Source organism: Enterobacter sp. MGH 4, assembly GCF_000534735.1.
In the GTDB taxonomy this organism is placed as follows: Bacteria; Pseudomonadota; Gammaproteobacteria; order Enterobacterales; family Enterobacteriaceae; genus Enterobacter; species Enterobacter intestinihominis.
The window spans coordinates 2,392,712-2,417,006 of the sequence record NZ_KI973289.1; the positions used below are offsets into that span (position 1 = coordinate 2,392,712).

The window sequence follows — 24,295 nt, forward strand, 5'->3', positions numbered from 1 at the left end:
TTCAAAACAGAAGCCCTTCTGTCATGGCGAGAAGTGGGAATGGAATCTCAATATCACCACTGGAATAGTAATAAGAGATTGCCAGCCTGAACGTAACTACCACTGACGGCATTTATTCAGTCTGACTACTTATAATCCTAACGGGGTTATAAGGTTTAGAGCAAAGAATTTGCTCTCTGAAAGAGAATGTGCGCGGTGATTGTCCGTTACCACCCGACACAAGTGGGAACGCCCGCGCCACCCTTTGGAACTAAACACAACAAAGGAAAACAACCAGCTTTCAGAGAGAAAATTCAGATGGAGAGAGTGCCGCTATGAGAAACGGCATTCTGGAGGGAGAGGTGATTCGAATACTATCCATACTTCTTATTCTATAACATTTCTGTTAATTTGTCAATACCCAAACCGAAATTTTATTCACTTTCCTTGCATTTTTATTCAAATTCGCTTACTGCATATTTCTCGGCAATGGCTCCTGCCAGTTCCGCAAGTTCGGCGGTGATGTATTGCAGGGAGCAAGCAAGCTCTTCAAGGTCATTGGCAATGCGCCACGCCTGATCCACGGTGACGGTATCCCCGTTCATCTGCACCAGGTGCTCTACAGCAGCGCTCCAGTGTTCAAGGGCGGTAATTGCCTGTTCAGTGTATTGTATCGCTTCCAGAAGCGCGGAGGGCGTTCTCTCACGCCACGCCTTATTAACAAGCTGCAATGCTGGTAGATGCCAGATATCGTGGAAAGAGTTAATAAGGGTGTTCACGATGTTCACGGTGTCCATAGTGTTAAGAGTCATAATGTTCCTTGGTATCAAATAGGGTGTCAAAGTCGCGGGTTAAATTGTTAAGGTGATTAACCGAAAGCCAGCCGCAATAATGTTCGTATGAGGAGAAATTAAGAATTTGCCATTTGTGAAGATTTGAAGAATCCACATTAAAGATTTTCATCTTCCTGGGTTTCCAGAATGCACCAGGGCAGCTATTGAGAATATCCTGTAATGCGCCCATCTCGTCAGGAGACATTGCAGGGCTATTCTCTTCAATTATTGTAGTTTGCCATTCACCAGGAACAGAATTGTATTCCTTCGAAAGGCGAGATAGATTTTGAAAATCAGATGTTCGTAATAATGATTGTGCGTTTCGTTCAAATTTTGTAACTACGTTACGTTTTCTTTTTCCCATTCATTCCTCGTAGAGGGAAACTTCCGTGTTTTCTCGTTAATGTCCATACTGCGTAAAATGCAAATAACCAATACATAGCGATGATCATAAAAGTTTCCCTATTGTGAGTTTTAGAAATTAGAGTAGATAAATTCTACATTGTCTCGTTCGATGTGTTTCAGCGTGAATGATAAATAGCTACTTTCATCATCTATCTCAATCACACCAATGTTGCGCAGCGCACGAAGCCAGAACCTGATCCCGTGATCACTTACACCGGATTTATCAGATAGTTCTCCGTAGGAAATGCGTGTCCTACGTCCTCTCCAGAACCAAACCAGGGCATGGTAAACGCCCTTCCCGCTATCGTTGATCTGTATCTGGTTTGTGTTGTTCAATTTTATGTATTGTATCAATTAGTCCTCCTGATTAGTTCCAGTGGCGTTGTATTGTGGCGATCCCTTTCTTCATTAGTTCAGCCGTTTGTCTTTGGGTCAATCCTTTGGATTTGTGTTCCTGTACTTCTTTACGGGTGTTGTTACCTTTAACTTTCTTTCTCACTTTCCCAAATTTCAGACATTCAATCTTTGCTCCAGGGAAATAATGCTCTTTGATGTATTCAGCAGTTGCCAGATCAGGTACTACGAACACCAGAGGGTGATCAGTGTCAGCATTACGGATAGATGTACGACTAATAAACTGGTAGCACCGTTCATAATTCATCGCGGAGCGTTGCTTCTGTTCAAATTCTTCAACATTCCAGCCGTTAAGCTCCGCATACTGCCGCCATTTACCTTGGAAATCTTTATCAAGATTACTGCAACCAAGAAACGCTGCATTGTGTATGTGCTGGTAATGGTTCAGGCCATAGGAAGCCATTGAAACACGGATACCACGGGAAGCATCGGTAAGAATTTCATCCCCTATCGTAGTAAACTGACACAGGGATTTATCTCTGTTGGTAGCGAAGATAAATTCACCAGGCACGCGCTGGATGATTTCCTGGAGATGTTCGTGAAACACTTTCTGTAATGCTGTCAAAGTGCATCTGTTTTCACATACGGCGACCAGGGAGATCGGTACACGCTTATGTTTACGTCTTTCAAGTGGCGGCTGTAAATCTTCACCAGCTTCCTCAACTTCGTATTTCGCCAGATGTTCAGCAGCCCAGGTAAACAAACTTCGAGAAGAGCCAGCACCTAAAAGTGTGAGTTGTTCAGCCCATTCTACAGATCTGATAATTGGAGACTCAGTGAAGGCAAACAGGTGTTTATTCTCTTCGTAGAGAAGTCCAGCACCCTGCATAATCGCCCAGAGCAGGCGCTTTAACTCAGCACCATTCGCCTCTGTTTCGTGCCAATAGTCGTAGAAATCTTCACGCTTATCCTCACTCAGGAATAACAATCCGTCCCGCTCTTCCAGCCAATCCAGGAATGGGAAATTTTGTTCCGTCCGTTTGGTATGCTGCACTTTGATGTAAGCGCCAAACATTGCATCAGGGATTTCATCAACAAAGATACTGAAATTACGGAGAAGGTTTTGAAGTTCCGTTTCAAGCGCTGCACGATAGCAGTAATGAATGAAACATTGATGTGTACAGATAATAACCGAATGCTGGAAATCGTATTCCAAGGTGGAAATTAGGTGTCTTACCGCTTCTGTTTCGGTGTCCACATGGAAACTCTTCACCCGTCTGTCTTTTAGTTCTTCCCTCACCTGTCCACATAATTCATGTGTTGGCATCACGAGAAGATAACGAGGGGGAATTGCTTCGGAGTTTGTTAATAAACTTGATTTGATGTAGTGCTGTAACGTGGTGGACTTTCCAGATCCGCAAATTGCATCAACGTAGGTTATTACTTTTCTTCTTTGGTTCATTTGTTTCCTCTTTGTTAAGGATTGTTGTTATTAATTCGCTCACCAGTGCGGCGGCGGCTTTATTTTCACGATTAGCCCGATTGATCAAAGCCTCGTAAGTTTCAGGGGTGAAGTTAATCTTCATTCTTTGGAATCCTTCTTAAATTCATCAAAACGGGATAGTGCTTCTTTAAACATCTGTTCACGTTCGAAATACTTTCGTTTTCTGGCTACGTACATAGATGCGTAGATTAAATCTCTTGTGGCTTTACCACTCACCAGTTCATAAAACACCTGGTCACTGCTGAAATACTTCATAGAAGATTGTCTCCTTATTCATTGTGGGGACTCACCTTGTCGGTGAGCTACAGACGCAGAAAAGCCCCCTCACCGAATGCCCAGGAGGAGGCTTAAAGGAAATCTGTAGAGTGAATTGTTGTTCTGTTTCTTCAGAACATACCTAACTATAACATACAAACGAACGTTTTGTCAAGACATTTATTGATCTATTTCAATGCCTTGCTAAATGTCAATGACATAATGTGCTTTATAGCAACATTAGTTAGTGGAAGTCAACAAGTTTTTATGGTAGTTTTGCCAACCGGAGAGGACGCTTCTACGATTGGCATCATTTCCGGCTCTTCATGCGAGTGAGCCGATCTTGTAGCTACGCTACATCGCACAATGAACCTGTTAACACATCATTTTAATGATAAGCCCTTTTACATAATTTTGATGTGTTGAGATCGTAGGCTCACAATGAACCAGCGATCAGCGGGTGAATGTCGCATGAAAAGGTATCTGCTCATGATCATCCTGCACAATGATGTATGTTCGAGGAATACGAGAACATAAGAGAGATAATTAATAACCTTAATTTAATTAAGGGTAGTTAGTAGTTGGTTTGTGTCAGTGAGTGAAGCGAACATGACAAGTTTCTATACAGGAAAAATCTCTTCTCAACAATACTTTTCTGTAGAAGTCACTTTCCTGTATAGCTATCCTCCATGCGCGTGATCAGCGCATACCAAATTGTACAGTCCACTTTATGGAGAATTAACCCTACATCCCTCGTTTCACTCATGATTGCGTGTTAATCGCGAATACTCGCCTCCATAGCGCCGGAAAAATCCCACGCTAATTACATTCTAAATACCCGCTAAACCCCAGGTAAAGCGATGCTTAATCTATTCCAAATAATCCACCAGTAACGCTCTCTGAGCGCCTTTCTCACTTTCAAAGTATCTTTCATCACTTATACGAAAGCCTTGCGCCGTGCGGCTCACAGCGATCATTGTCCACAATGAGCACTTTCATGATAGGTGCAATGTGCTGAATGAGTTTTCTAAATTGAAACGATGTTTCTTTTTCCATGCTGAAACCAGCCAATTCATTAGCATTCTAATCATTTCTTAGTACAATCAATTCAAATGAGAATCATTATCATTTACGGTGCAATATCCCTACCTCAAGGTTCTGTAGAAATGTGAGATAGAATACCTAACCTATTGATTTATTTGATACGCTACGCTTTATCTTCGCCCTTCGCCTCTCTGGTATGCAATGAATCTGCATAAACCGTGCATAGCCTCGCCAGGATTTGGCAACGTTCAAACATCTGTTTAGACTTGCCAACATTATGATTTTGTTCAAGATATTCCGAAATTGTTCGAATTTCAAACAGGAGTCCGTGCTTTTTCGCGTTCAGTAGTGCTGGAAATGGCGCAACCTTCCACCACTCCGTCAAAAAAATGTGAGATTGAATAGTTGTAACTTGCTGAAAATGATCATAATCTTATTTCACAGTTTCAAGATTTACGGAGATAAGCAGATGGCGACCACGAAGATAATCACCCAGGCAGAGGCTTTTAAGCTGATTAACTGGCTTGAAAGTCATAACAAACAGCTATTCGCAGACGTAGCGGTAACAATGGCCTCTTTATGCTTACGTGTCGGGGATACGGTGAATTTAAAGTTCACCCAGTTCAAGGAAGGAAATACGCTGGAAGTGCTGGAGAGTAAGACGTGCAAGAAGAAAGAAATCATCGTCCCTGCGAAGGTGTGGGAGATTGTAGAACGTCGCCGCCAGGCATTCCCGAAAGACGAATATGTTTTTACGTCACACAGCAATCGTGCATCAGGAAAAGCCCCTGTCAGCCGTGAACAGGTGAACCGTGAGATCAAACAGGCTGCGGAGAATGTGGGGATCAAAGGAACAGTAGGATGCCATTCTTTTCGCAAGTTTTCTGCCACACAGGTGTGGGAGAAGTCTAACGGGAATTTGGCTTTAGCAATGAAAGCGCTGAACCACTCAGATCCCAAAGTCACCATGAACTATTTGAAAATTGACGTTAAGAGCGTGGGCGCTGCCCTTGCAAACATTTGGGAGTGAGCAATATGAAACGCTTGATTGTACTGCCGCTGGCGCTCATGAGACTGAAAGGTTAACGCAAGGCGCACCAGAGCATTTGGAAAGCAATCAGAACACACCAGCAGTGAGGGTGCACTTGGTAAACTTGTAGTGATCATAAGTGAACTCACAGTACACATTACCCACACCTTGCAGAGATACATCCCCCTGATACTTTCTCTCTCGTGTGTCGGGATCAAATTGGTTGAGGTAAAACTCCCCAAACATACTAAAAAACTTCTTCGCCCCAAATCTGCTCACACGAAGTTCGAAACTATCTATATAACCAGATGAACGCATCTCGACGGCAATAATACGCGCGATGGCAATCGCCTCCTGTTTACTTAACCAGTTATTCACAAACAAGAACACAATAAAAGAGCAACCTAATGTTTCAGGTAATGCCAAGATAGAAACAATTAACATTATCACGCGCAGCAACTATTATTCCTTCTTTCAAGAATCAGACAGAAATCATTAAGAAAACTCTTAAAGTTTTTGAGGCTATATTTTAAGTTAGCAATCTTACCGCAACAACTTAACACAAAAACTCTTGGTAGGGATGATCCTTGATGCGTAAAAGTTTATTGATGTTGTTAGCTTCTTCTCTGCTTCTGTCTGGGTGTGCTGTATAGAAACAACAGGTTCTAACTGGTGGTAGCAAGTCTGATGGGACTGTAAAAACGAGTTATTCTTTCGGGATGTTCGCCCCCTAAAGTGAACGTCCAGCAAGGCGCTCAAGCAGCAGCACAGCGTTGCGCTGCATGTGGCTATTCTGGTGCTGAGCCTTTCGGCGGTTATACTTCAGTTTGTTCTCAACCATCCACAAGCGGATGTATGGAAACACTGGTCTCAATGGAGTATCAATGTACTGGCGATATTAAAAAATAAAATAAAGGGGACATCGCCCCCTTATGCCCTTGCCAACCATTTTGTAGGGATCTCTTCCCACTTTTTGCTTACTTCATCAAAGAAGAACACATCATCAATGCCATGCTCAAGGAGGTTAACTGTCTGAGTAGCTGTCGGTATATTCAAATCTTCAACAAGCGCTGACAACACGGTATTGATTTGATCACATCCGTCCCATTCAATAATTTTCTCTTTATGTTTTCCATGAAACCCATAGTGGATACGTAACTGCTTATTGGTCATTACCATCCCCCTACTGTTAGTATTATCCTGATACATTGACTCAACAAAATCTCGTTGCTCTCCAGTCAAGGTGAGTGTCTCCAAAGAAAGAGCCCACTAAATTGTGCAACTAATAGATTTTAGACGATATAAGCCATTTAGCACCGTGATGGGTAGCTTAAAACATGTTGTTAGCCGTTCGCGCCAGCTTGATTTCCTCTCGCTCTTCCTGCTTCTTAGCAAGCCAAGCTTTACCTTCTGGCGTAGCAAGGAATTTACGAGCGTGAATCTTACGGTTGTTGCGCTTAGTGGCTGCCTTATTCGTGGCTTTTGACATGATATCACCTCCGCTGAATCTGCCAGCGCTCAACGTACAGCAGAGAGACAGTACAACGAAAGTTACAATGGTGCAGATAATGGATGACCATTACGTGCCGTGTTGGGCACATAAGAAAAGGCGGCGCGTAGCGCTTCCGCAGGGTGTAATCCCTTCGCAGGGAGGATAAAGCCTTAGCACGTTCTCTTATCAGGTGATCGTTATACTCCGGTGATCGAAACCGTGGCAGAGCCGGATTCTTTCCCGATCCGGTTAGTCTTCCCAACATTACGCCTGTTTATTCTCTGCAACGTCATCTCGACGTGTAGCATCATTGAGCGCCGCACGAAGCGCGGAACGTATCGCTAAGGGTTCAAGTGATGTGTTTAGAGAGTCCGGCAACTCTTTTAGCTTCAAGGGATGGCATAATTTCTAATGCTGTTCGGGCTTGAGCCTGGTAACTACCCGCCAGTACGTTGTACAATACTTGAGCCGATACAACGCAAAGGCGTTTACCAGTGCTAACAGAAGTTACAAACCGTTAGATAAACATGCTAAAGAATGCTGTTTTTACGGGATTTTCTGTTGATGGTGCCGATAATAGGAGTCGAACCTACGACCTTCGCATTACGAATGCGCTGCTCTACCAACTGAGCTATATCGGCCCTGAGAGACCGGTTACGAGCGTAACCACGGGGCAAAAGAGTAGATCTAACCGGGTGATGCGTCAATGCTCTTTTGAATCAAACGGCTATTTTTGCATCACCCGCGATTATTTACGCACGAATGGTATCATCACCGAAGCCGATCCACTTGTAGGTGGTCAGTGCTTCCAGCCCCATCGGACCGCGGGCATGCAGCTTCTGAGTGCTCACAGCCACCTCTGCACCCAGACCAAACTGGCCGCCATCGGTGAAGCGCGTCGAGGCATTCACGTAAACCGCAGACGAATCCACTTCATTCACAAACCGATTGGCATTGCGCAGGGTGCGCGTCAGGATCGCGTCAGAATGCTGGGTTCCGTGTTCACGAATGTGCGCAATAGCGTCATCGAGATCCGCAACTACCTTCACGTTCAGATCCAGCGACAAATACTCATCGTCGTACTGCTCCGCGTTAACCGGAACGACCTTCGCCGGACCGTCTTTCAGCAGGGCGAGAGCCTTCTCGTCCGCATGCAGCGTAACGCCACTTTCCGCCATCTGCTTGCTCAGCGCTGGCAGGAAGGTACTGGCGATGCCCTGATGCACCAGCAGCGTTTCGACCGTATTGCAGGTGCTTGGACGCTGAGTTTTAGCGTTGACGATAATCTTCAGCGCAGGTTCGATCTCCGCGGTGTCATCCACCACGATATGGCATACGCCGATACCGCCGGTAATGACCGGAATGGTGGAATGCTCACGGCACAGCTTGTGCAGGCCCGCGCCGCCGCGTGGGATGAGCATGTCGATGTATTTGTCCATGCGCAGCATCTCGTTGACCAGCGCGCGGTCAGGGCTTTCAATCGCCTGCACGGCAGCCGCCGGTAAGCCGCACTCTTCCAGCGCCTGCTGAATGACGTTCACCGTGGCGGCGTTGGTGCGCCAGGTCTCTTTCCCGCCACGCAGGATAGCGGCGTTACCGGTTTTCAGGCACAGGGAGGCAACATCCACCGTCACGTTTGGACGCGCTTCGTAAATCACACCGATGACGCCGAGTGGCACACGACGACGCTCAAGGCGTAACCCGCTGTCGAGCACCCCACCGTCAATCACCTGCCCTACCGGGTCGGCGAGGTTGCACACCTGACGGACGTCATCGGCGATACCTTTCAGACGCGCCGGGGTCAATGCCAGACGGTCGAGCATCGCTTCGCTCAAGCCGTTGCGACGCGCTTCCAGCAGATCCTGCTCGTTGGCGAGCAAAATTTCCTGCGACTGGGATTCCAGATAATCAGCGATTTTTTCCAGCACGCGGTTTTTCTCGCGGCTGGAAAGGAGCGCCAGTTTATACGAGGCGGCTTTCGCGGCTGCGCCCATTTGTTCCAGCATGTTCTGGCTCCTTAACGAATAATCATGTCGTCGCGATGCACGGCAACCGGGCCATATTCATAGCCCAGGATGGCGTCGATCTGCTGGGAATGGTGGCCAGCAATCCGACGCAGCGCGTCGCTGTTATAACGGCTTACGCCATGAGCGATGTCGCGACCTTCAAGGTTACGGATTCGGATCACTTCACCACGCGAGAAGTTGCCTGTCACGCTTTTAATTCCTTTTGGAAGCAATGAGCTTCCTCTTTCCAGAATAGCGGCGGTCGCGCCTTCATCCACGGTCAATTCACCAGCCGGGGGCGCGCCAAAGATCCAGCGTTTGCGGTTTTCCAGCGGGGAGGCCTGGGCGTGGAAGCGTGTGCCCACAGAGATGCCTTCCATCACATCACCTATCACGCCCGGACGGCTGCCCGCGGCAATGATGGTGTCGATACCGGCCCGGCACGCCACGTCCGCAGCCTGGAGCTTGGTGCCCATACCGCCTGTCCCAAGACCAGAAACGCTGTCTCCCGCAATGGCACGCAGCGCATCGTCAATGCCGTGAACGTCTTTGATCAGTTCTGCCTGTGGATTGGAACGCGGGTCAGCGGTAAACAGCCCCTGCTGATCGGTCAGAAGCAGCAGCTTATCGGCCCCTGCCAGGATCGCCGCCAGCGCAGAGAGGTTATCGTTGTCGCCTACTTTGATTTCAGCGGTGGCAACAGCGTCGTTTTCATTGATGACCGGAACGATATGGTTATCCAGCAGCGCGCGCAGCGTATCGCGGGCGTTCAGGAAACGTTCTCTATCTTCCATATCCGCACGCGTCAGCAGCATCTGCCCGACGTGAATGCCATAAATGGAGAACAGTTGTTCCCAGAGCTGTATGAGTCGGCTTTGTCCTACGGCGGCCAGCAGCTGTTTGGAGGCGATCGTCGCGGGGAGTTCGGGGTAGCCCAGGTGTTCACGCCCGGCGGCAATCGCCCCGGAGGTCACAATCACAATACGATGCCCTGCGGCATGCAACTGAGCACACTGACGTACAAGCTCAACGATATGGGCACGATTAAGGCGGCGCGATCCGCCCGTTAACACACTGGTACCGAGTTTTACCACCAGCGTCTGGCTGTCACTCATGATTCTCTGCCGTTCAACAATAAGGGAAAATGATGTCAGTCAGACGTTTTAACAGGTGTCAGCCCCGTTGCCAACTGCCTTAGCACATCACCCGTCACTTTGTTGCGCGGGATCAGGAAGCGTAGCGGCAGATTTTGACAATTTTATTACCGAAAAATTAAAACATACTTTTTTAGACATATTCTTACTTTGTCATAAAACGTTCACCCACTAACGATAAAACCCTTCCTGTTTTTCACGGGGTAATAAGTTGAATCTTATTGCTCAGCGAATATTAGCGCGTTTTTATAAAATCAGGATTGAAAATGAAAAAGAGCACTCTGGCATTAGTGGTAATGGGCGTAGTTGCATCCACATCTGTTCACGCAGCAGAAGTTTATAATAAAAACGGTAATAAACTGGACGTGTACGGCAAAGTAAAAGCAATGCACTACCTCAGTGATGATGACGCGAAGGATGGTGACCAGACTTACGTTCGTTTTGGCTTTAAGGGTGAAACGCAGATTAACGATCAGCTGACGGGCTACGGACGTTGGGAAGCAGAGTTCGCGGGTAACAAAGCAGAAAGCGACTCTTCTCAAAAAACGCGCCTGGCATTTGCGGGTATTAAACTGAAAGATTTTGGTTCTTTTGATTACGGTCGTAACCTGGGTGCGCTGTATGACGTCGCCGCATACACCGATATGTTCCCGGAGTTCGGCGGTGACGGCCTGGCGCAGACCGATAATTTCATGACGAAACGCGCTTCCGGTCTGGCTACATACCGTAATACCGATTTCTTTGGCATGGTTGACGGTCTTAATATGACCCTGCAATACCAGGGTAAAAATGAAAACCGCGACGTGAAGAAGCAAAACGGTGACGGCTTCGGTACCTCCCTGAGCTATGACTTCGGCGGCAGCGATTTCTCTGTGATTGGTGCGTATGCCAGCTCCGATCGCACCAATGAGCAAAACCTTCAGGCACGCGGCGAAGGTAAAAAAGCAGAAGGCTGGGCGACCGGTCTGAAATATGATGCCAACGATATATATCTGGCCACTCTCTATTCTGAAACCCGCAATATGGCCCCTATTTCCGGTGGCTTTGCAAATAAAGCGCAAAACTTCGAAGTGGTTGCGCAATATCAGTTTGACTTTGGTCTGCGCCCATCTCTGGGTTACGTGCAGTCTAAAGGCAAAGATATCGAAGGCATCGGCGATGAAGATATCGTGAAATACATCGATGTAGGTGCGACCTATTATTTCAACAAAAACATGTCTGCGTTTGTTGATTATAAAATCAACCAGATCGATGACGATAATAAACTGGGCGTAAGCAGCGATGATATCGTTGCGCTGGGCATGACCTACCAGTTCTGATGTTGTGGTAATAAAAAAACCGGCGCTGAGCCGGTTTTTTTGTGCCCGGTGACGCTGTGCTTACCGGACCTGGGGAGTAATACGTTTTTAGGCCGGGTAAGGCGTAGCCGCCACCCGGCGCTGTGACATCATCAGGCTCTCAGTTTCACCGCTTCGCTGGAAAAATCGTCCGCAGGCTCCAGCTTCAGATCCAGCGTTGCCAGCAGGTCGCGAGCTCTGCCGTGAAATTCTTTTAGCGTATGCTCCAGGCGATCGATCACTTCCTGATCTTTGATGCTCGTCGCCTGCCAGTGCCCGTCTTTATTAAACAGGCCAAACTGATAGCTATAGGTAAAACGGTTTTCCTGTGCTTCCATTTCCATCCACCAGCCCCAGAACTCACGTTTTTCGGGTGCAGGCTTCACGTTGACGCAAACAGCCAGGCAGTCGAAAAAAAAGCGATTCTCTTCACACTGCTCTTCTCGAATATACGGGCCAAGAGCCATGAACTTCTTAATCAGTCTACTTTTCGGGTGTCCACTCGGTAACGTCATTGCGATCTCCTTTTGTGAAGCACTGTTTTACCAAACCAACGAAATTTAGCAAACTATTAACACAATCTCTGCGTGATCCAGCGTGTGATCTCTTTAAGCCCTTTGTCAAAATTTTGGTACACCGGGCTGAAGGGTACCTCCAGCAATTTGCCATCCGAAGATGACGAGGTGATTAAGCGTGACTCCTCTTCCGGGCTAAATGGATCGTTCTTCCAGAAACCGGACATCATCGGGGTTGGGCAACGGCGGCCCAGCAAGCCCTGCGTTTTTAATGAATACCGATTAAGTTCAATGCGCAACGCTTCATCTGAAGCATCATGCATGCCAAGTCGGCTCGCCAGCACGTCCAGATACATTTCAGGAACGCTACCCTGACGCGCAGGCTCGCTTAGCAGTGCATGCACTACCGGACCAAGACAGGCGACGGCCTTCAGGCGGGAAGATTCAAGGTAGGCCAGCCGTACCGCGACGTTAGCGCCAAAGCGGAAGCCAAACGCACCTACCCGGGTATGGTCAACCCAGGGGATATTCTCCAGCGCTTTTAATGCATGCTGGTGCAGCAGGCTGGAGTCTTGCGTAAGTTTCCATTTGGATGAAAAACCAATTGATGGCATATCGAGCGTCAGCATGGCGATCCCGTTTGGGGCAAAGTAGCGCTCATACAGGCTGTAATAATCAATTTGTAACGAATCCAGGCCGCCGCACATCAGAACCGTCGGGAACGGGCCTTCCCCCTCCGGCATATGCAGGAATCCAGTCACCGGGCTACCGCCGGGAATGGCGAACTCAATTTCACGCATCCGGCCAGGCAGCCGCTGGGCGGCCTCTTCATAAGCCCGGTTTGCCAGCGCCTGGGCCTGCTCCGCCAGTTCGTCTCCTTTCAGATGCGGGTATGCAGCGATGCTGTAAAGGTTTGCCGCATGCAGCCAGTGTTTGCCGCTGAGAGTGGCATCTTCTTCCTGGCTCGCTTTTTGCTGCCAGAGCATGGCCTGCTTTGACCATTCGTAGATCCAGTTCCCGCCACGGTAGCCCACCACCGTGTCGTAGAGATCGCTGTCGGTGCGCTCAGACTCGCTCATCACGATACGCGCCTGCACGTCGAGGATTTCACGTGGATCGATACCGCGCCAGATCCACATCAGGCGATTAATCATGCGGTACCAGTGGGGCACGTTTTTACCATCTAACGCTGACTGAACAGCAGGCATGGTCCCCGGATTAAACCGACGCACCAGCGTCGAGGTTTCAGGGTGCTTGAAACGGGGTTTGAAAAGAGTTTCGGTGAGATTCGCCTGCGCCATTGCGTTGCCTCCATGGATACATCACTTGGAGACCATTGTAACGCGTGGCAGGCCAAAAAGAACAACGCCCGGCATAACCGGGCGTGTAAAGTTACGTACTGAAATTAACGGCCAGAGATAGGCGGTACGAAGACCACGCCCATATCCCATGGCTGTTCAATCCAGGTATCCTGCGGGATATCAATGACGTAATCATCAACCAGGGGACGACCCGCTGGTTTCGCGAAGATAGTGACGAAGTGCGCTTTTGGATACATTTCGCGGATAGCCACAGCGGTACCGCCGGTGTCCACCAGATCGTCGATAACGATAAAGCCTTCACCGTCGCCTTCCGCGCGCTTCAGCACTTTCAGCTCACGCTGGTTATCGTGGTCATAGCTGGAGATACATACGGTATCGACATGACGAATACCCAGCTCACGTGCCAGCAGCGCCCCCGGTACCAGACCGCCACGGCTGACGGCAATAATGCCTTTCCACTGTTCGGAAGGCATCAGACGCGCAGCCAGTTTGCGTGCGTGAATCTGCAACATGTCCCAGGTGACGACGTATTTTTCGCTCATGTGAAGTGTCCCAGCCTGTTTATATACGGCTTAAAAAAATGAGGGTGAACCAGGTTGCGCGAGATTATAGAGATCTGACGCACTAAAAACCAGTGTTACGCGCCATGAGCCTGAGTTTTTACATGCTTAATGCTACCAGCCACGGGAGAAAGTGGTATTCTCAGATGCATCTCGCAAGCCCGTCTTGTGGTAACGATTAACCTGCTAACCCAGTGACCTGCAACATTGTTTTGCAGCGCATCGACAAGGAGACCTATCGTGTCTGAACTGTCTCAATTATCTCCACAGCCGCTGTGGGATATTTTTGCCAAAATCTGCTCTATTCCGCACCCTTCCTATCACGAAGAACAGCTTGCCGAACATATTATGGGCTGGGCAAAGGAAAAAGGTCTGCACGCTGAGCGTGACCAGGTTGGCAATATTCTCATCCGCAAACCTGCCACCGCAGGTATGGAAAACCGCAAGCCGGTTGTATTGCAGGCGCACCTGGACATGGTTCCGCAGAAAAACAACGACACCGTTCACGACTTCACAAAAGACCCGATTCAGCCGTACATCGACGGTGAGTGGGTGAAGGCGCGCGGCACGACCCTGGGCGCAGATAACGGTATTGGTATGGCTTCCGCGCTGGCCGTGCTGGCTGACGACAGCGTTGAACACGGTCCGCTGGAAGTGCTGCTGACCATGACTGAAGAAGCGGGCATGGATGGCGCGTTCGGTCTCCAGGCAAACTGGCTGCAAGCGGACATTCTGATCAACACCGATTCCGAAGAAGAAGGTGAGATCTACATGGGCTGCGCGGGCGGGATCGATTTCATCTCTACCCTGCCGCTGTCCCGCGAAGCGATTCCTGCCGGATTCGAAACCTTTAAGCTGACGCTGAAAGGGCTGAAAGGCGGTCACTCCGGCGGTGATATTCACCTGGGCCTGGGCAACGCCAACAAACTGCTGGCGCGTTTCCTGGCGGGCCATGCCGCTGAACTGGATCTGCGTCTGGTGGACTTCAACGGCGGCACTCTGCGTAACGCGATCCCTCGCGAAGCCTTCGCGACCGTGGCGGTGCCTGCGGCGAAAGCGGATGAGCTGAAAAACCTCTCCAGCCTGTATCTGGATATCCTGAAAAACGAGCTGTCTGAGAAAGAGAAAAACCTGACGGTGGTACTGGAGTCCGTTACAACGGATAAAGCCGCACTGACCACTCAGTCTCGTGACACGTTCGTCCAGTTGCTGAACGCAACGCCAAACGGCGTGATCCGCAATTCTGACGTCGCAAAAGGCGTGGTTGAAACCTCCCTGAACGTGGGCGTAGTGACCATGGGCGACGACAGCGCAGAGATCATTTGCCTGATCCGTTCCCTGATCGACAGCGGTAAAGAGTACGTTGTGAGCATGCTGGAATCTCTGGGTACCCTGGCGGGCGCGAAAACGTCTGCAAAAGGCAGCTACCCTGGCTGGCAGCCGGATGCAAGTTCTCCGGTCATGGCACTGGTGCGTGAAACTTATCAGAGACTGTTCAACAGCACCCCGAACATTCAGGTTATTCATGCGGGTCTGGAATGTGGTCTGTTCAAGAAACCGTATCCGGATATGGACATGGTCTCCATCGGGCCGACCATCACGGGGCCACACTCCCCGGATGAGCAGGTTCACATTGAAAGCGTCGGTCACTACTGGACGCTGCTGACTGAGCTGCTGAAAGCAATCCCTGTTAAGTAATAAGCCGTTTGATGCCCGGTGGCGCTTCTGTATGACCGGATACATAGGTAACAGATCAGACCGGGAACATAGGTAACACTTTTCAGTCTATCCGGAGCACACTCTGGGTTTTTCGGTCGTAGTACGCAAGCGTTATTCCATTAAAGATGATGGCCTCCAGGCCATCATCTTGTTCTTCCAGCATGATGTACTCATCAGTCAGCGCTTCACTCAGGAACACCGTCCCCTTTTTCCCCATATAGAGTGTCCCCCTTGATTTCACCCTGTAGACCGTACCTCCTTCCGGATAAGCATATTCAGGAACCCTGCCATCCCAGTGCCGGCCTGAGGGGTGCCATACCGTTCCGGGCGTTGCACCCGCCAGGGCTTCATGCGGCCTTTCGTAGTTAAACTCTTCCCGGTAGCCACTGAACCACCGCTGTTGTTCTTCCATCGTCATAAATATGTTGCCCTGTTTTACTGCACTTTTCAGCGAACGATGCATTCGCTCATGACGGCCGTTTTCTTCCGGATGCCCCTTTCTGATGCGTTCCGGTCTGATGCCCAGCTTTATCAGCCAGACTGCAAGGCGACTTAACCCGGCGATACCTGTTCCTGCGAAAGGCTGACCATTATCCGTTCTCAGGACTTCCGGCAGACCGTACTCCAGGAACGCATCCGTCAGGCACTGCCTGACGAAGGGCTCGCTCTCCCGGTCTGCTCCCCGGCAGCTCAGAAGATACCGGCTGTGATTGTCGGTGAGGGTGAAGGGATGACAGTATTTCCGGCTCAGCAGCCTGAACTTGCCTTTAAAATCAGCGCTCCAGACCTGATTGTTCTCACTGATGATGGTCAGGGGCTGGCGATTGCCCGGGGTTCTGCGTTTTCGCTTTTTATCCGGAACCAGGCCTTCACGCTTGAGGATATCGCCGATAGTACTGGCAGCGGGGACGGTAAAATCGACGTGATGATTGAGCAGCCACATCCGCAGTTTTTTGGGGCCCCAGTCAGGGTGTTTTTGCCTCAGGGCCGTAAGCTGCCCGGCGATATCATCAGGAACTGTCCGGGAGTGGGAGTGCGGAGCACGCGACCGGTCAGAGAGAGATGACAGGTCAGAGGGGTCAAAACGCTGAAGCCATTTGTAACCGGTTTTTCGACTGATGCCGAAGAGACGGCAGAGGGCAGAAAAAGAATCCGTACCTGCATGGCAGGCACGGATAAAATCAAGGCGTTGCATAGGTCGGGTCTCAGTCCAGGGCATAGCGAGTCTCCTCTTCTATGCCAGTTATAACTGTTACCCATGTATCCGGTCTAAAGTGTTACCCATGTTTCCGGTTCATACCCTTCGCTTACCGGGCATACGATTAGCCTAATCTACAGTCCCAGCACCAGCTGACGCTCCAGCTGCGGATCCAGCAAGGTGACGTGCAGCCCCACCAGCCTTACCCCTCGTCCGCCCCGCCGCTCTTCCCATGCCTTTTTTGCCGTCGCAATAAGATCCTCTTTGTTGAGGCGTGGCCAGACGTGCTCCTGCGTCGTCTGCTGAAAATCGTTAAATTTCAGTTTGATGCCCTGCCGGGCAATAAGCAGATCTGGTTTGACCTTCAGTAAGCGTCGTTCAAGCTCAGGATAGAGTTGTTCCGTAATAATGGTTTCACACTCTGTCCAGTCATGGATATCTTCGCTCAGCGTGCGTTCAACGCCGACCGATTTACGCAGCCGTTCGTTGTTCACATCCCGATCATCAATGCCCTGACTGCGTTCCCACAGTACGCGGCCAAACTTACCAAAACGCTTAAGCAGCAGCGCCAGATCGCTGCGCTGAACGTCTTCACAGGTGCGTAGCCCCATACTTTCCAGCTTCGCGGCGGAGACTTTGCCCACGCCGGGGATTTTGCTGAGCGGCAGCGTCTTTAAAAACGCCGGAACCTCTTCCGGGGTGATGACGTACTGGCCGTTGGGCTTATTTAAATCGGAAGCGATTTTGGCGAGAAATTTTATCGGCGCGACGCCTGCCGATGCCGTCAGGTTCAGCTCGTTAAAAATAGTCTGGCGGATCTCCTGCGCCATCAGGGTGGCGGAGCCGTGGCAGTGCACGCTGTGGGTGACATCCAGATAGGCTTCATCCAGCGATAACGGTTCAATCAGAGAGGTGTAGCGGGAGAAGATCTCCCGAATGTGGCTCGATGCTTCTTTATAGGCATCAAAACGTCCGGGCAAAAGAGTGAGATGCGGGCACAGTTTTAGCGCCATCGCTGTCGGCATGGCGCTGCGCACACCGTATTTGCGAGCAGGATAGTTGGCGGTGCTGATGACACCGCGCTGAACCCGGCTGCCGCCAATGGCGATGGGAATATCCCGCAGCGCCGGGTTGTCACGCATCTCCACTGCGGCAAAAAAGCAGTCCATATCGACATGGATTATTTTGCGCATAGTAAGCCCTCACTCATTACTGGATAAGTATACAGTAAACAAATGAGGGTTGAGAAGTGTGCGTGGGAATTGTCGGGTGGCGGCGTTGCCTTACCCGACATACAAGACTAAATAATGCGTTGCTGCTCGCGAGCCATCCGTTTTTTTCGCGCATCGCACGGTTCCGGACAATCGCACACTTTTTCCATTCCGATGGAAGATATACCTCCACAGCTGCCCTGAATGCTTTTACGCTTGATGATCCAGCCTAAGGACATCCCGAATATCACCAGTACAAACACCGCAAAGGTCGCCAGAAAGGTCAGCATAATCAGCCTCCGAAATCATCGAGCATGATGTTCTCATCTTCCACGCCAAGATCTTTTAGCATCTTAATCACGGCAGCGTTCATCATTGGCGGGCCACACATATAAAACTCGCAATCTTCCGGTGCCGGGTGCTGTTTGAGGTAATTTTCATACAGCACGTTGTGGATGAAGCCCGTATAACCTGTCCAGTTATCTTCCGGCTGCGGATCGGATAACGCCACATGGAAGGTAAAGTTAGGGTTATCACGTGCCAGTTGTTCAAACTCATCGTCATAGAACATTTCGCGCAGTGAACGCGCCCCGTACCAGAAGCTGATCTTGCGCTTGCTGCCAAGTCGTTTGAGCTGGTCAAAGATATGCGAACGCATCGGCGCCATACCCGCACCGCCGCCGATAAAGACCATTTCCGCATCAGTGTCTTTGGCAAAGAATTCGCCGAACGGGCCGGAAATCGTCACTTTGTCGCCAGGCTTGAGGGACCAGATATATGACGACATGACGCCAGGGGGTGCATCAGGCACATTCGGCGGCGGCGTGGCGATTCGCACGTTGAGCATAATAATGCCCTTCTCTTCCGGGTAGTTAGCCATGGAATAAGCGCGAAGCGCGGGCTCTTTTACTTCGGAAACAAAGCGGAAGAGGTTAAATTTATCCCAGTCAGCCCGGTACTCCTCGGGCACGTCGAAGTCAGCATACGCCACGGTATGTGCCGGACAATCAATCTGGATATACCCACCCGCACGGAACGGGACGCTCTCCCCTTCAGGAACGCGCAGCTTGAGCTCTTTAATGAACGTGGCTTTGTTATCGTTAGAGATAACTTCGCACTCCCATTTTTTCACGCCGAAGATCTCCTCCGGCAGCTCAATCTTCATGTTCTGGCGCACAGCGACCTGACACGCCAGACGGCAGCCCTCTTTCGCTTCACGCTTCGTGATATGCGACAGTTCTGTTGGCAGAATATCACCGCCTCCCTCTTTCACCGTCACACGGCACTGTCCACAGGAGCCACCGCCGCCACAGGCAGACGAGACAAAAATCCCGTTGCCGGAGAGCGTATTAAGCAGCTTATCCCCTGCCGGGGTACGGATCTGATTCTGCGGATCGTCATTGATATCAATGATCACATCCCCGGAATTCACCAGCTTCGCACGCGCCGCCAGGATCAGCCCTGACAGCACCAGTACTATCAGCGTGAACATCACCACGCCAAGAATAATTTCCATCTTTTAGCCCTTATAGCTGCACACCGGAGAAGGACATAAAGCCCAACGCCATCAGGCCGGTGGTGATAAAGGTGATCCCTAAGCCACGAAGCCCCGCAGGTACGTTGGCATATTTCATTTTTTCACGGATCCCCGCCATGGTGACAATCGCCAGCATCCAGCCGATACCGGAACCGAAACCATACACAACCGATTCACTGAAGTTGTAATCGCGCTGAACCATAAATGAGACGCCGCCGAAAATGGCGCAGTTCACTGCGATTAGCGGCAGGAAGATCCCCAGTGCGTTGTACAGCGACGGGAAGTATTTATCGAGGATCATCTCCAGGATCTGAACAAGCGCCGCAATCACCCCGATAAAGGTGATGAAGTTCAGAAAGCTAAGATCAACGCCCTCCACCAGCGCGCCATCGCGAAGCACGAAGTTGAACACCAGGTTGTTAATCGGAACGGAAAGCCCCAGCACAACAGTGACCGCCACACCCAGACCGAATGCCGTCGATACCTTCTTAGAAACAGCAAGGAACGTACACATGCCCAGGAAGAAAGCGAGCGCCATGTTTTCAACAAACACCGCGCGCACAAATAAACTCAGGTAATGAGCCATCGTCGGTTACTCCTTTTCCTGCTGTTCAGGCTTCAGCGTACGAATCAGCCAGATCAGCAAACCGATAATGAAAAATGCGCTTGGTGCCAGCAGGAACAGGCCGTTCGGCAGATACCAGCCGCCGTTCTGTACCGTATCCAGCACCGGAATGCCAAACAGTTTGCCGCTGCCAATAAGTTCGCGCAGGAAACCAACCGTCAACAGGATCACACCGTAACCCAACCCGTTGCCGATACCGTCCATAAAGCTCGCCAGTGGCGGCATTTTCATCGCATAGGCTTCAGCGCGCCCCATCACGATACAGTTGGTGATAATCAGGCCGACAAACACCGAAAGCTGCTTCGAGGTTTCATAAGCGAAGGCGCGCAGAAGCTGATCAACCACGATCACCAGCGAGGCGATGATCGCCATCTGGACAATGATCCTCACGCTGTTGGGTATGTGGTGGCGGATCATTGAGATAAACATGCTGGAAAACGCTGTCACCAGCGTTACCGCCAGCGTCATGACTACCGCCGTTTCCAGCTTGGTGGTTACCGCCAGAGCCGAGCATACGCCCAGCACCTGAAGCGTTATCGGGTTATTGGCTAAAAGTGGGCCAATCAGCACCTTTTTAACTTCTTTCAGTTCACCCGTATCAGCCATTGTTCAGCGCTCCTTCACGTACATTCTTCAGGAAGGGACCAAAGCCCAGTTCACCCATCCAGAAATCAAAGCTGTGCTGCACCCCATTAGAGGTGAGTGTAGCGCCGGAAAGGCCATCAACGGCAAATTCATCACCGGGACGCGCTCCTCCTTTCACCACCTTCAGCGCAGGCTGGCCGTTGTCATCGAGCACTTTTTTACCGACAAACTGTGCCCGCCAGTTAGGGTTCTCAACTTCGCCCCCCAGCCCTGGTGTTTCGCCCTGATCGTAATATGTAATGCCTTTGACCGTACGGCCATCGGTATCCAGCGCCACAAAGGCGTACATCATTGACCATAAACCGTTGCCATAGATGGGCAACACGATTTCCTGGATGCGCTTTTGCTCGTCGCGGACGAGGTAAATCTCCGCGACATTGCTGCGGCGCTTAATGCCTGCCGGATCCTGCGAGGCGTCAAGCATGGTGCTCATCTGCGGATCTTTTAGCGCCAGCGCCTGGTTATATTTCGCCGGGTCTTTATCCATTAACTCCCCGGTTTTTAAATCCACCAGCCGTGCGGTAATGCGTTCGGCAAACACCGCTGCGACGTCATCCTTCGTCATGCCTTCCTGCATCAGCCCGGCAACGGCAAGGATGTTACGCTGTTTATCCAGCGCACGTTGCTCCTGCTGTAGCGGTTTCAACCCAACGGCAGAACCGGCCACGACAATGGAACAGACCAGACACAGTACCAGCACCACCAGCAGCGTTTTGCTGATACTGTCGTTATTTTTGATCTCAGCCACGCGCCTTCCTCCGCTTAATGTTGGCGCGCACGACCAGATAGTCGAACAGCGGCGCAAACAGATTGGCAAACAGAATGGCCAACATCATCCCTTCCGGATAGGCCGGGTTGACCACGCGAATCAGTACACACATCACCCCAATGAGCGCGCCGTAGCACCATTTTCCTCTGTCGGTAAACGAAGCCGAGACGGGATCGGTGGCCATGAACATCATGCCAAACGCAAAGCCTCCCAGCACGAGGTGCCAGTACCACGGCATGGAGAACATCGGGTTAGTGTCTGAACCAATGAAATTGAAAAGCGTGGCGGTGAGGACCATCCCAAGCATGACGCCAGCGACAATGCGCCAGGACGCCACGCGGCCAAAGAGGATGATGGCTCCGCCGATCAAAATCATCAGGGTAGACACTTCACCGATGGAGCCTGGAATATTGCCAATAAACGCATCAAACCAGGTGACAGGCTGTCCGGTTGCATTGTTAACCAGCGTTTCGCCGCCGCCAGCCGCCCACTGTGAAAGTGGCGTCGCGCCGGAGAATCCGTCTGCTGCCGTCCACACCAGGTCGCCCGAGATTTGCGCCGGATAAGCAAAGAACAGGAACGCGCGCCCTGCCAGTGCCGGGTTGAGGAAGTTGCGTCCGGTCCCGCCGAAGATCTCCTTGGCAATCACTACGCCAAAGCTGATCCCCATCGCCGCCTGCCAGAGCGGCAGCGTTGGCGGAACAATCAGCGCAAACAGAATAGAGGTAACAAAGAAGCCCTCGTTGATCTCATGTTTGCGAATAATAGCGAACAGAACCTCCCAGAAACCGCCCACAATAAAGACAGTCATATAGATGGGGAGGAAGAAGACAGCGCCCAGCGTCATCATGCTGATCCAGCCTGCATCTGCCGCAAAGCTCACCCCCAGCGACTGCGCCAGACGATAGTGCCAGTCAGACTGAATCACCTGCGCCAGCTGCTCTGCATCGTACATATGGTGCAGCGCCGGAATAGTCTGCAACCCAACGTTATACATCCCCCAGAACATGGCCGGGAAGACCGCAAACCAGACCAGAATCATCATTCGCTTGAGGTCGATGGCGTCGCGAACGTGCGCCGCGCCTTTCGTCACCAGACCCGGGGTGTAGAAAATGGTCGTTGTCGCTTCATACAGCGGGTAGTACTTTTTGAGCTTCCCTTCGGTAAAGTGCGGCTCAATTTTTTCAAAGAGGTGTTTTAAGCCCATGGTTATCCTTCCTGCTCAATGCGGGTTAACACCTCGCGCAATACGGGTCCATATTCGTATTTACCTGGACACACATAGGTACACAGCGCCAGATCTTCCTCGTCCAGCTCCAGACAGCCCAGCGCCTGGGCACCGTCGGTATCGCCGGCCAGCAGATCGCGCAGCAGCACAGTGGGCAGAATATCCAGCGGCATCACGCGTTCGTAGTTGCCAATCGGGACCATGGCGCGCTCACCGCCGTTGGTGCTGGTGGAGAAGTTAAACAGCTTACGACGCAAAAAGTGGCCGAGCGTGGTACGGGTTAACGAGTATTTTTCCGCGCCAGGCAGCACCCAGCCGAACAGCTCTTTCTCGCGCCCTTCAAGCACCACGCTCACCTGAAGATGGAAACGACCCAGCCAGGCCATCGGGCCTGTCGCGTGTCTGCCGCTCAGCACCGAACCGGAAATAATGCGGTTTTCACCTTCTTTCGTTTCGCCAGCCAACAGCGCCGTCAGGTCTGCCCCAAGCAGCGTGCGAACCAGACGCGGTTGGGTTGCCTGAGGGCCGCCGATGGCAATAATGCGTTCTGCGCACAGCTCACCCGTGGTGAAGAGCTTACCGATAGCGATCACGTCCTGATAATTAAGATGCCAGACCTGTTTCGTCAGGCTTACCGGCTCCAGGAAATGAATATGCGTTCCCACCAGCCCGGCCGGATGCGGGCCGGCAAATTCATTAAAGGCGACCTGCCCTTGCGGATGCCCGCCCAGCTTACCGCCGCTGGCCTGGCAGACATGCACTTTGCCCGGCGTCAGGCGCGTTAACACGGTGAGGCCGGCATCGAAAGCTTTGCGTTCCGCCAGGATAAGAGGCTGCGGATCCGCGCTGAGCGGGTTGGTGTCGATGGCCGTAACGAAGATAGCGGCTGGCACAGTGCCAGGTACGGGCGTTTTGCTATAGGGACGCGTGCGAAGCGCCGTCCACAGTCCTGACTCCAGCAGTTGCGTCTGCACCGCGTCGTGGCTGAGGGTAGCGAGATCGGCGGCGTCAAAACGCGCAAACTCGCGTTTCTCATCGCCTTCAATTTGAATAACTACCGATTGCAGAACGCGACGCTCACCACGATGGATGGCGACAACGGTGCCGCTGGCTGGGGCTGTAAACATAACGCCAGGATTTTTTTTATCCTCGAAGAGTGCCTGGCCTTTTATTACACGATCGCCTTCCTGTACCAGCATCGCGGGGCGCATGCCCACGTAATCATCACCCACAATAGCGACATGATGAATACTGGCGCCGGTCGTTACGTGCTGTTCAGGCACGCCAGAGATTGGCAGATCGAGTCCTTTTCTGATTCTAAACATGTGGTTAGCAGGTATCCATGAACAACAATCCAGAGAGGCCGGAGTGTACCATTTTCGGCCCTGCCAAGGGCAGTAAATCCGCCGTCTGGCGCGCCGAAATGCGAGCTATTGCGCAAAGTTCCTGGAGTCAGGACAATATGAATGGGTTATAAAGTAAAACTAATTTGTAAACGCAAAGGTTGGCTCTTGCGAAAATCTCCATCGGTGCTAATGTGAGCGCTCCTGTCCAGATTAGTCTGATTTCGGGT

At 50.9% G+C, this 24,295-nt stretch carries 26 protein-coding genes and 1 tRNA gene; 4 read left to right on the forward strand and 23 right to left on the reverse strand.

Going from position 1 to position 24,295, the window contains the following annotated elements:
- Nucleotides 1-434: 434 nt before the first annotated feature.
- From L350_RS11125 to L350_RS24455, 5 genes are all read right to left on the reverse strand, one after another.
- A complete protein-coding gene (locus tag L350_RS11125) occupies nucleotides 435-791 on the reverse strand; it encodes a hypothetical protein (RefSeq protein ID WP_023303157.1) in 357 nt (118 codons plus the stop codon).
- Nucleotides 781-1,176, reverse strand: coding sequence for a hypothetical protein (locus tag L350_RS24250; protein WP_032623407.1), 396 nt, complete (start codon nucleotides 1,174-1,176; stop codon nucleotides 781-783). The genes L350_RS11125 and L350_RS24250 overlap by 11 nt, the downstream gene beginning before the upstream one ends.
- Before the next feature lie 408 nt (nucleotides 1,177-1,584).
- Complete coding sequence (locus L350_RS11115) at nucleotides 1,585-3,033, reverse strand: DEAD/DEAH box helicase family protein (protein ID WP_023303155.1); 1,449 nt, start codon at nucleotides 3,031-3,033, stop codon at nucleotides 1,585-1,587.
- A complete protein-coding gene (locus tag L350_RS24450; protein ID WP_023303154.1) occupies nucleotides 2,999-3,157 on the reverse strand; it encodes a hypothetical protein in 159 nt (52 codons plus the stop codon). Before L350_RS24450 ends, L350_RS11115 begins: the two co-directional genes overlap by 35 nt.
- Complete coding sequence (locus L350_RS24455; RefSeq protein WP_013098603.1) at nucleotides 3,154-3,330, reverse strand: hypothetical protein; 177 nt, start codon at nucleotides 3,328-3,330, stop codon at nucleotides 3,154-3,156. The genes L350_RS24450 and L350_RS24455 overlap by 4 nt, the downstream gene beginning before the upstream one ends.
- A gap of 1,513 nt (nucleotides 3,331-4,843) precedes the next feature.
- On the opposite strand from L350_RS24455, the gene L350_RS11100 reads away from it, so the two are divergent.
- Nucleotides 4,844-5,404 carry a tyrosine-type recombinase/integrase gene (locus tag L350_RS11100; protein ID WP_023303153.1) on the forward strand — a complete coding sequence of 187 codons (561 nt, stop codon included), beginning with the start codon at nucleotides 4,844-4,846 and terminating at the stop codon, nucleotides 5,402-5,404.
- An 87-nt stretch (nucleotides 5,405-5,491) separates the two neighbouring features.
- Here the strand turns inward: L350_RS11100 and L350_RS11095 are convergent, their stop codons facing one another.
- Nucleotides 5,492-5,863 (reverse strand): hypothetical protein, encoded by a 372-nt coding sequence (locus L350_RS11095; RefSeq protein ID WP_023303152.1) that lies wholly within the window; start codon nucleotides 5,861-5,863, stop codon nucleotides 5,492-5,494.
- Between the two features lie 276 nt (nucleotides 5,864-6,139).
- Between L350_RS11095 and yecR the strand changes: the two genes are divergently transcribed.
- Nucleotides 6,140-6,313 carry a YecR family lipoprotein gene (gene yecR, locus L350_RS24685; RefSeq protein WP_223862021.1) on the forward strand — a complete coding sequence of 58 codons (174 nt, stop codon included), beginning with the start codon at nucleotides 6,140-6,142 and terminating at the stop codon, nucleotides 6,311-6,313.
- Between the two features lie 21 nt (nucleotides 6,314-6,334).
- On the opposite strand, the gene L350_RS11090 is transcribed toward yecR, so the two are convergent.
- From L350_RS11090 to proB, 5 genes are all read right to left on the reverse strand, one after another.
- Nucleotides 6,335-6,577 (reverse strand): hypothetical protein, encoded by a 243-nt coding sequence (locus tag L350_RS11090; RefSeq protein ID WP_023303151.1) that lies wholly within the window; start codon nucleotides 6,575-6,577, stop codon nucleotides 6,335-6,337.
- Between the two features lie 157 nt (nucleotides 6,578-6,734).
- Entirely contained in the window at nucleotides 6,735-6,893 is a 159-nt protein-coding gene (locus L350_RS24465) for a hypothetical protein (protein ID WP_023303150.1), read from the reverse strand.
- Between the two features lie 568 nt (nucleotides 6,894-7,461).
- A tRNA-Thr gene (locus tag L350_RS11085) sits at nucleotides 7,462-7,537 on the reverse strand.
- 111 nt (nucleotides 7,538-7,648) lie between these two features.
- On the reverse strand, nucleotides 7,649-8,902 hold the full coding sequence (gene proA / locus L350_RS11080; RefSeq protein ID WP_032624793.1) for a glutamate-5-semialdehyde dehydrogenase: 1,254 nt from the start codon (nucleotides 8,900-8,902) through the stop codon (nucleotides 7,649-7,651).
- An 11-nt stretch (nucleotides 8,903-8,913) separates the two neighbouring features.
- Entirely contained in the window at nucleotides 8,914-10,017 is a 1,104-nt protein-coding gene (proB, locus tag L350_RS11075; protein ID WP_015571369.1) for a glutamate 5-kinase, read from the reverse strand.
- A gap of 305 nt (nucleotides 10,018-10,322) precedes the next feature.
- Between proB and phoE the strand changes: the two genes are divergently transcribed.
- The gene (phoE, locus tag L350_RS11070) at nucleotides 10,323-11,375 is read left to right on the forward strand and encodes a phosphoporin PhoE (RefSeq protein WP_022647150.1); all 1,053 of its coding nucleotides are present in this window, start codon (nucleotides 10,323-10,325) and stop codon (nucleotides 11,373-11,375) included.
- 131 nt (nucleotides 11,376-11,506) lie between these two features.
- Here phoE and crl read toward each other — a convergent pair whose 3' ends face one another.
- The 3 genes from crl to gpt form a co-directional block, all read right to left on the reverse strand.
- Nucleotides 11,507-11,908, reverse strand: coding sequence for a sigma factor-binding protein Crl (crl, locus tag L350_RS11065; RefSeq protein ID WP_022647149.1), 402 nt, complete (start codon nucleotides 11,906-11,908; stop codon nucleotides 11,507-11,509).
- Nucleotides 11,909-11,964: 56 nt separating this feature from the next.
- Nucleotides 11,965-13,209 (reverse strand): esterase FrsA, encoded by a 1,245-nt coding sequence (gene frsA / locus L350_RS11060; protein ID WP_032624794.1) that lies wholly within the window; start codon nucleotides 13,207-13,209, stop codon nucleotides 11,965-11,967.
- Nucleotides 13,210-13,313: 104 nt separating this feature from the next.
- Nucleotides 13,314-13,772: a xanthine phosphoribosyltransferase gene (gpt, locus tag L350_RS11055; protein WP_003863205.1), complete on the reverse strand. Its 459-nt coding sequence runs from the start codon at nucleotides 13,770-13,772 to the stop codon at nucleotides 13,314-13,316.
- Nucleotides 13,773-14,030: 258 nt separating this feature from the next.
- Between gpt and pepD the strand changes: the two genes are divergently transcribed.
- Nucleotides 14,031-15,488 (forward strand): cytosol nonspecific dipeptidase, encoded by a 1,458-nt coding sequence (gene pepD / locus L350_RS11050; RefSeq protein WP_032624795.1) that lies wholly within the window; start codon nucleotides 14,031-14,033, stop codon nucleotides 15,486-15,488.
- 82 nt (nucleotides 15,489-15,570) lie between these two features.
- Here pepD and L350_RS11045 read toward each other — a convergent pair whose 3' ends face one another.
- From L350_RS11045 to L350_RS11005, 9 genes are all read right to left on the reverse strand, one after another.
- On the reverse strand, nucleotides 15,571-16,728 hold the full coding sequence (locus L350_RS11045) for a DDE-type integrase/transposase/recombinase (protein WP_032624508.1): 1,158 nt from the start codon (nucleotides 16,726-16,728) through the stop codon (nucleotides 15,571-15,573).
- A gap of 113 nt (nucleotides 16,729-16,841) precedes the next feature.
- Nucleotides 16,842-17,900 (reverse strand): DNA polymerase IV, encoded by a 1,059-nt coding sequence (gene dinB, locus L350_RS11040; protein ID WP_032624796.1) that lies wholly within the window; start codon nucleotides 17,898-17,900, stop codon nucleotides 16,842-16,844.
- A 107-nt stretch (nucleotides 17,901-18,007) separates the two neighbouring features.
- Complete coding sequence (nqrM, locus tag L350_RS11035; protein WP_003863212.1) at nucleotides 18,008-18,208, reverse strand: (Na+)-NQR maturation NqrM; 201 nt, start codon at nucleotides 18,206-18,208, stop codon at nucleotides 18,008-18,010.
- A 2-nt stretch (nucleotides 18,209-18,210) separates the two neighbouring features.
- Nucleotides 18,211-19,434 carry an NADH:ubiquinone reductase (Na(+)-transporting) subunit F gene (gene nqrF / locus L350_RS11030; RefSeq protein ID WP_015571374.1) on the reverse strand — a complete coding sequence of 408 codons (1,224 nt, stop codon included), beginning with the start codon at nucleotides 19,432-19,434 and terminating at the stop codon, nucleotides 18,211-18,213.
- Nucleotides 19,435-19,444: 10 nt separating this feature from the next.
- Nucleotides 19,445-20,041, reverse strand: coding sequence for an NADH:ubiquinone reductase (Na(+)-transporting) subunit E (gene nqrE, locus L350_RS11025; protein WP_003863217.1), 597 nt, complete (start codon nucleotides 20,039-20,041; stop codon nucleotides 19,445-19,447).
- A 6-nt stretch (nucleotides 20,042-20,047) separates the two neighbouring features.
- Nucleotides 20,048-20,686 carry an NADH:ubiquinone reductase (Na(+)-transporting) subunit D gene (locus tag L350_RS11020; RefSeq protein ID WP_003863219.1) on the reverse strand — a complete coding sequence of 213 codons (639 nt, stop codon included), beginning with the start codon at nucleotides 20,684-20,686 and terminating at the stop codon, nucleotides 20,048-20,050.
- The gene (locus tag L350_RS11015; RefSeq protein WP_022647144.1) at nucleotides 20,679-21,473 is read right to left on the reverse strand and encodes a Na(+)-translocating NADH-quinone reductase subunit C; all 795 of its coding nucleotides are present in this window, start codon (nucleotides 21,471-21,473) and stop codon (nucleotides 20,679-20,681) included. The genes L350_RS11020 and L350_RS11015 overlap by 8 nt, the downstream gene beginning before the upstream one ends.
- Nucleotides 21,466-22,701: an NADH:ubiquinone reductase (Na(+)-transporting) subunit B gene (locus tag L350_RS11010; RefSeq protein ID WP_022647143.1), complete on the reverse strand. Its 1,236-nt coding sequence runs from the start codon at nucleotides 22,699-22,701 to the stop codon at nucleotides 21,466-21,468. Before L350_RS11010 ends, L350_RS11015 begins: the two co-directional genes overlap by 8 nt.
- Nucleotides 22,702-22,703: 2 nt before the next feature.
- Nucleotides 22,704-24,047 (reverse strand): Na(+)-translocating NADH-quinone reductase subunit A, encoded by a 1,344-nt coding sequence (locus L350_RS11005; protein WP_023305487.1) that lies wholly within the window; start codon nucleotides 24,045-24,047, stop codon nucleotides 22,704-22,706.
- Between the last annotated feature and the right edge of the window lie 248 nt (nucleotides 24,048-24,295).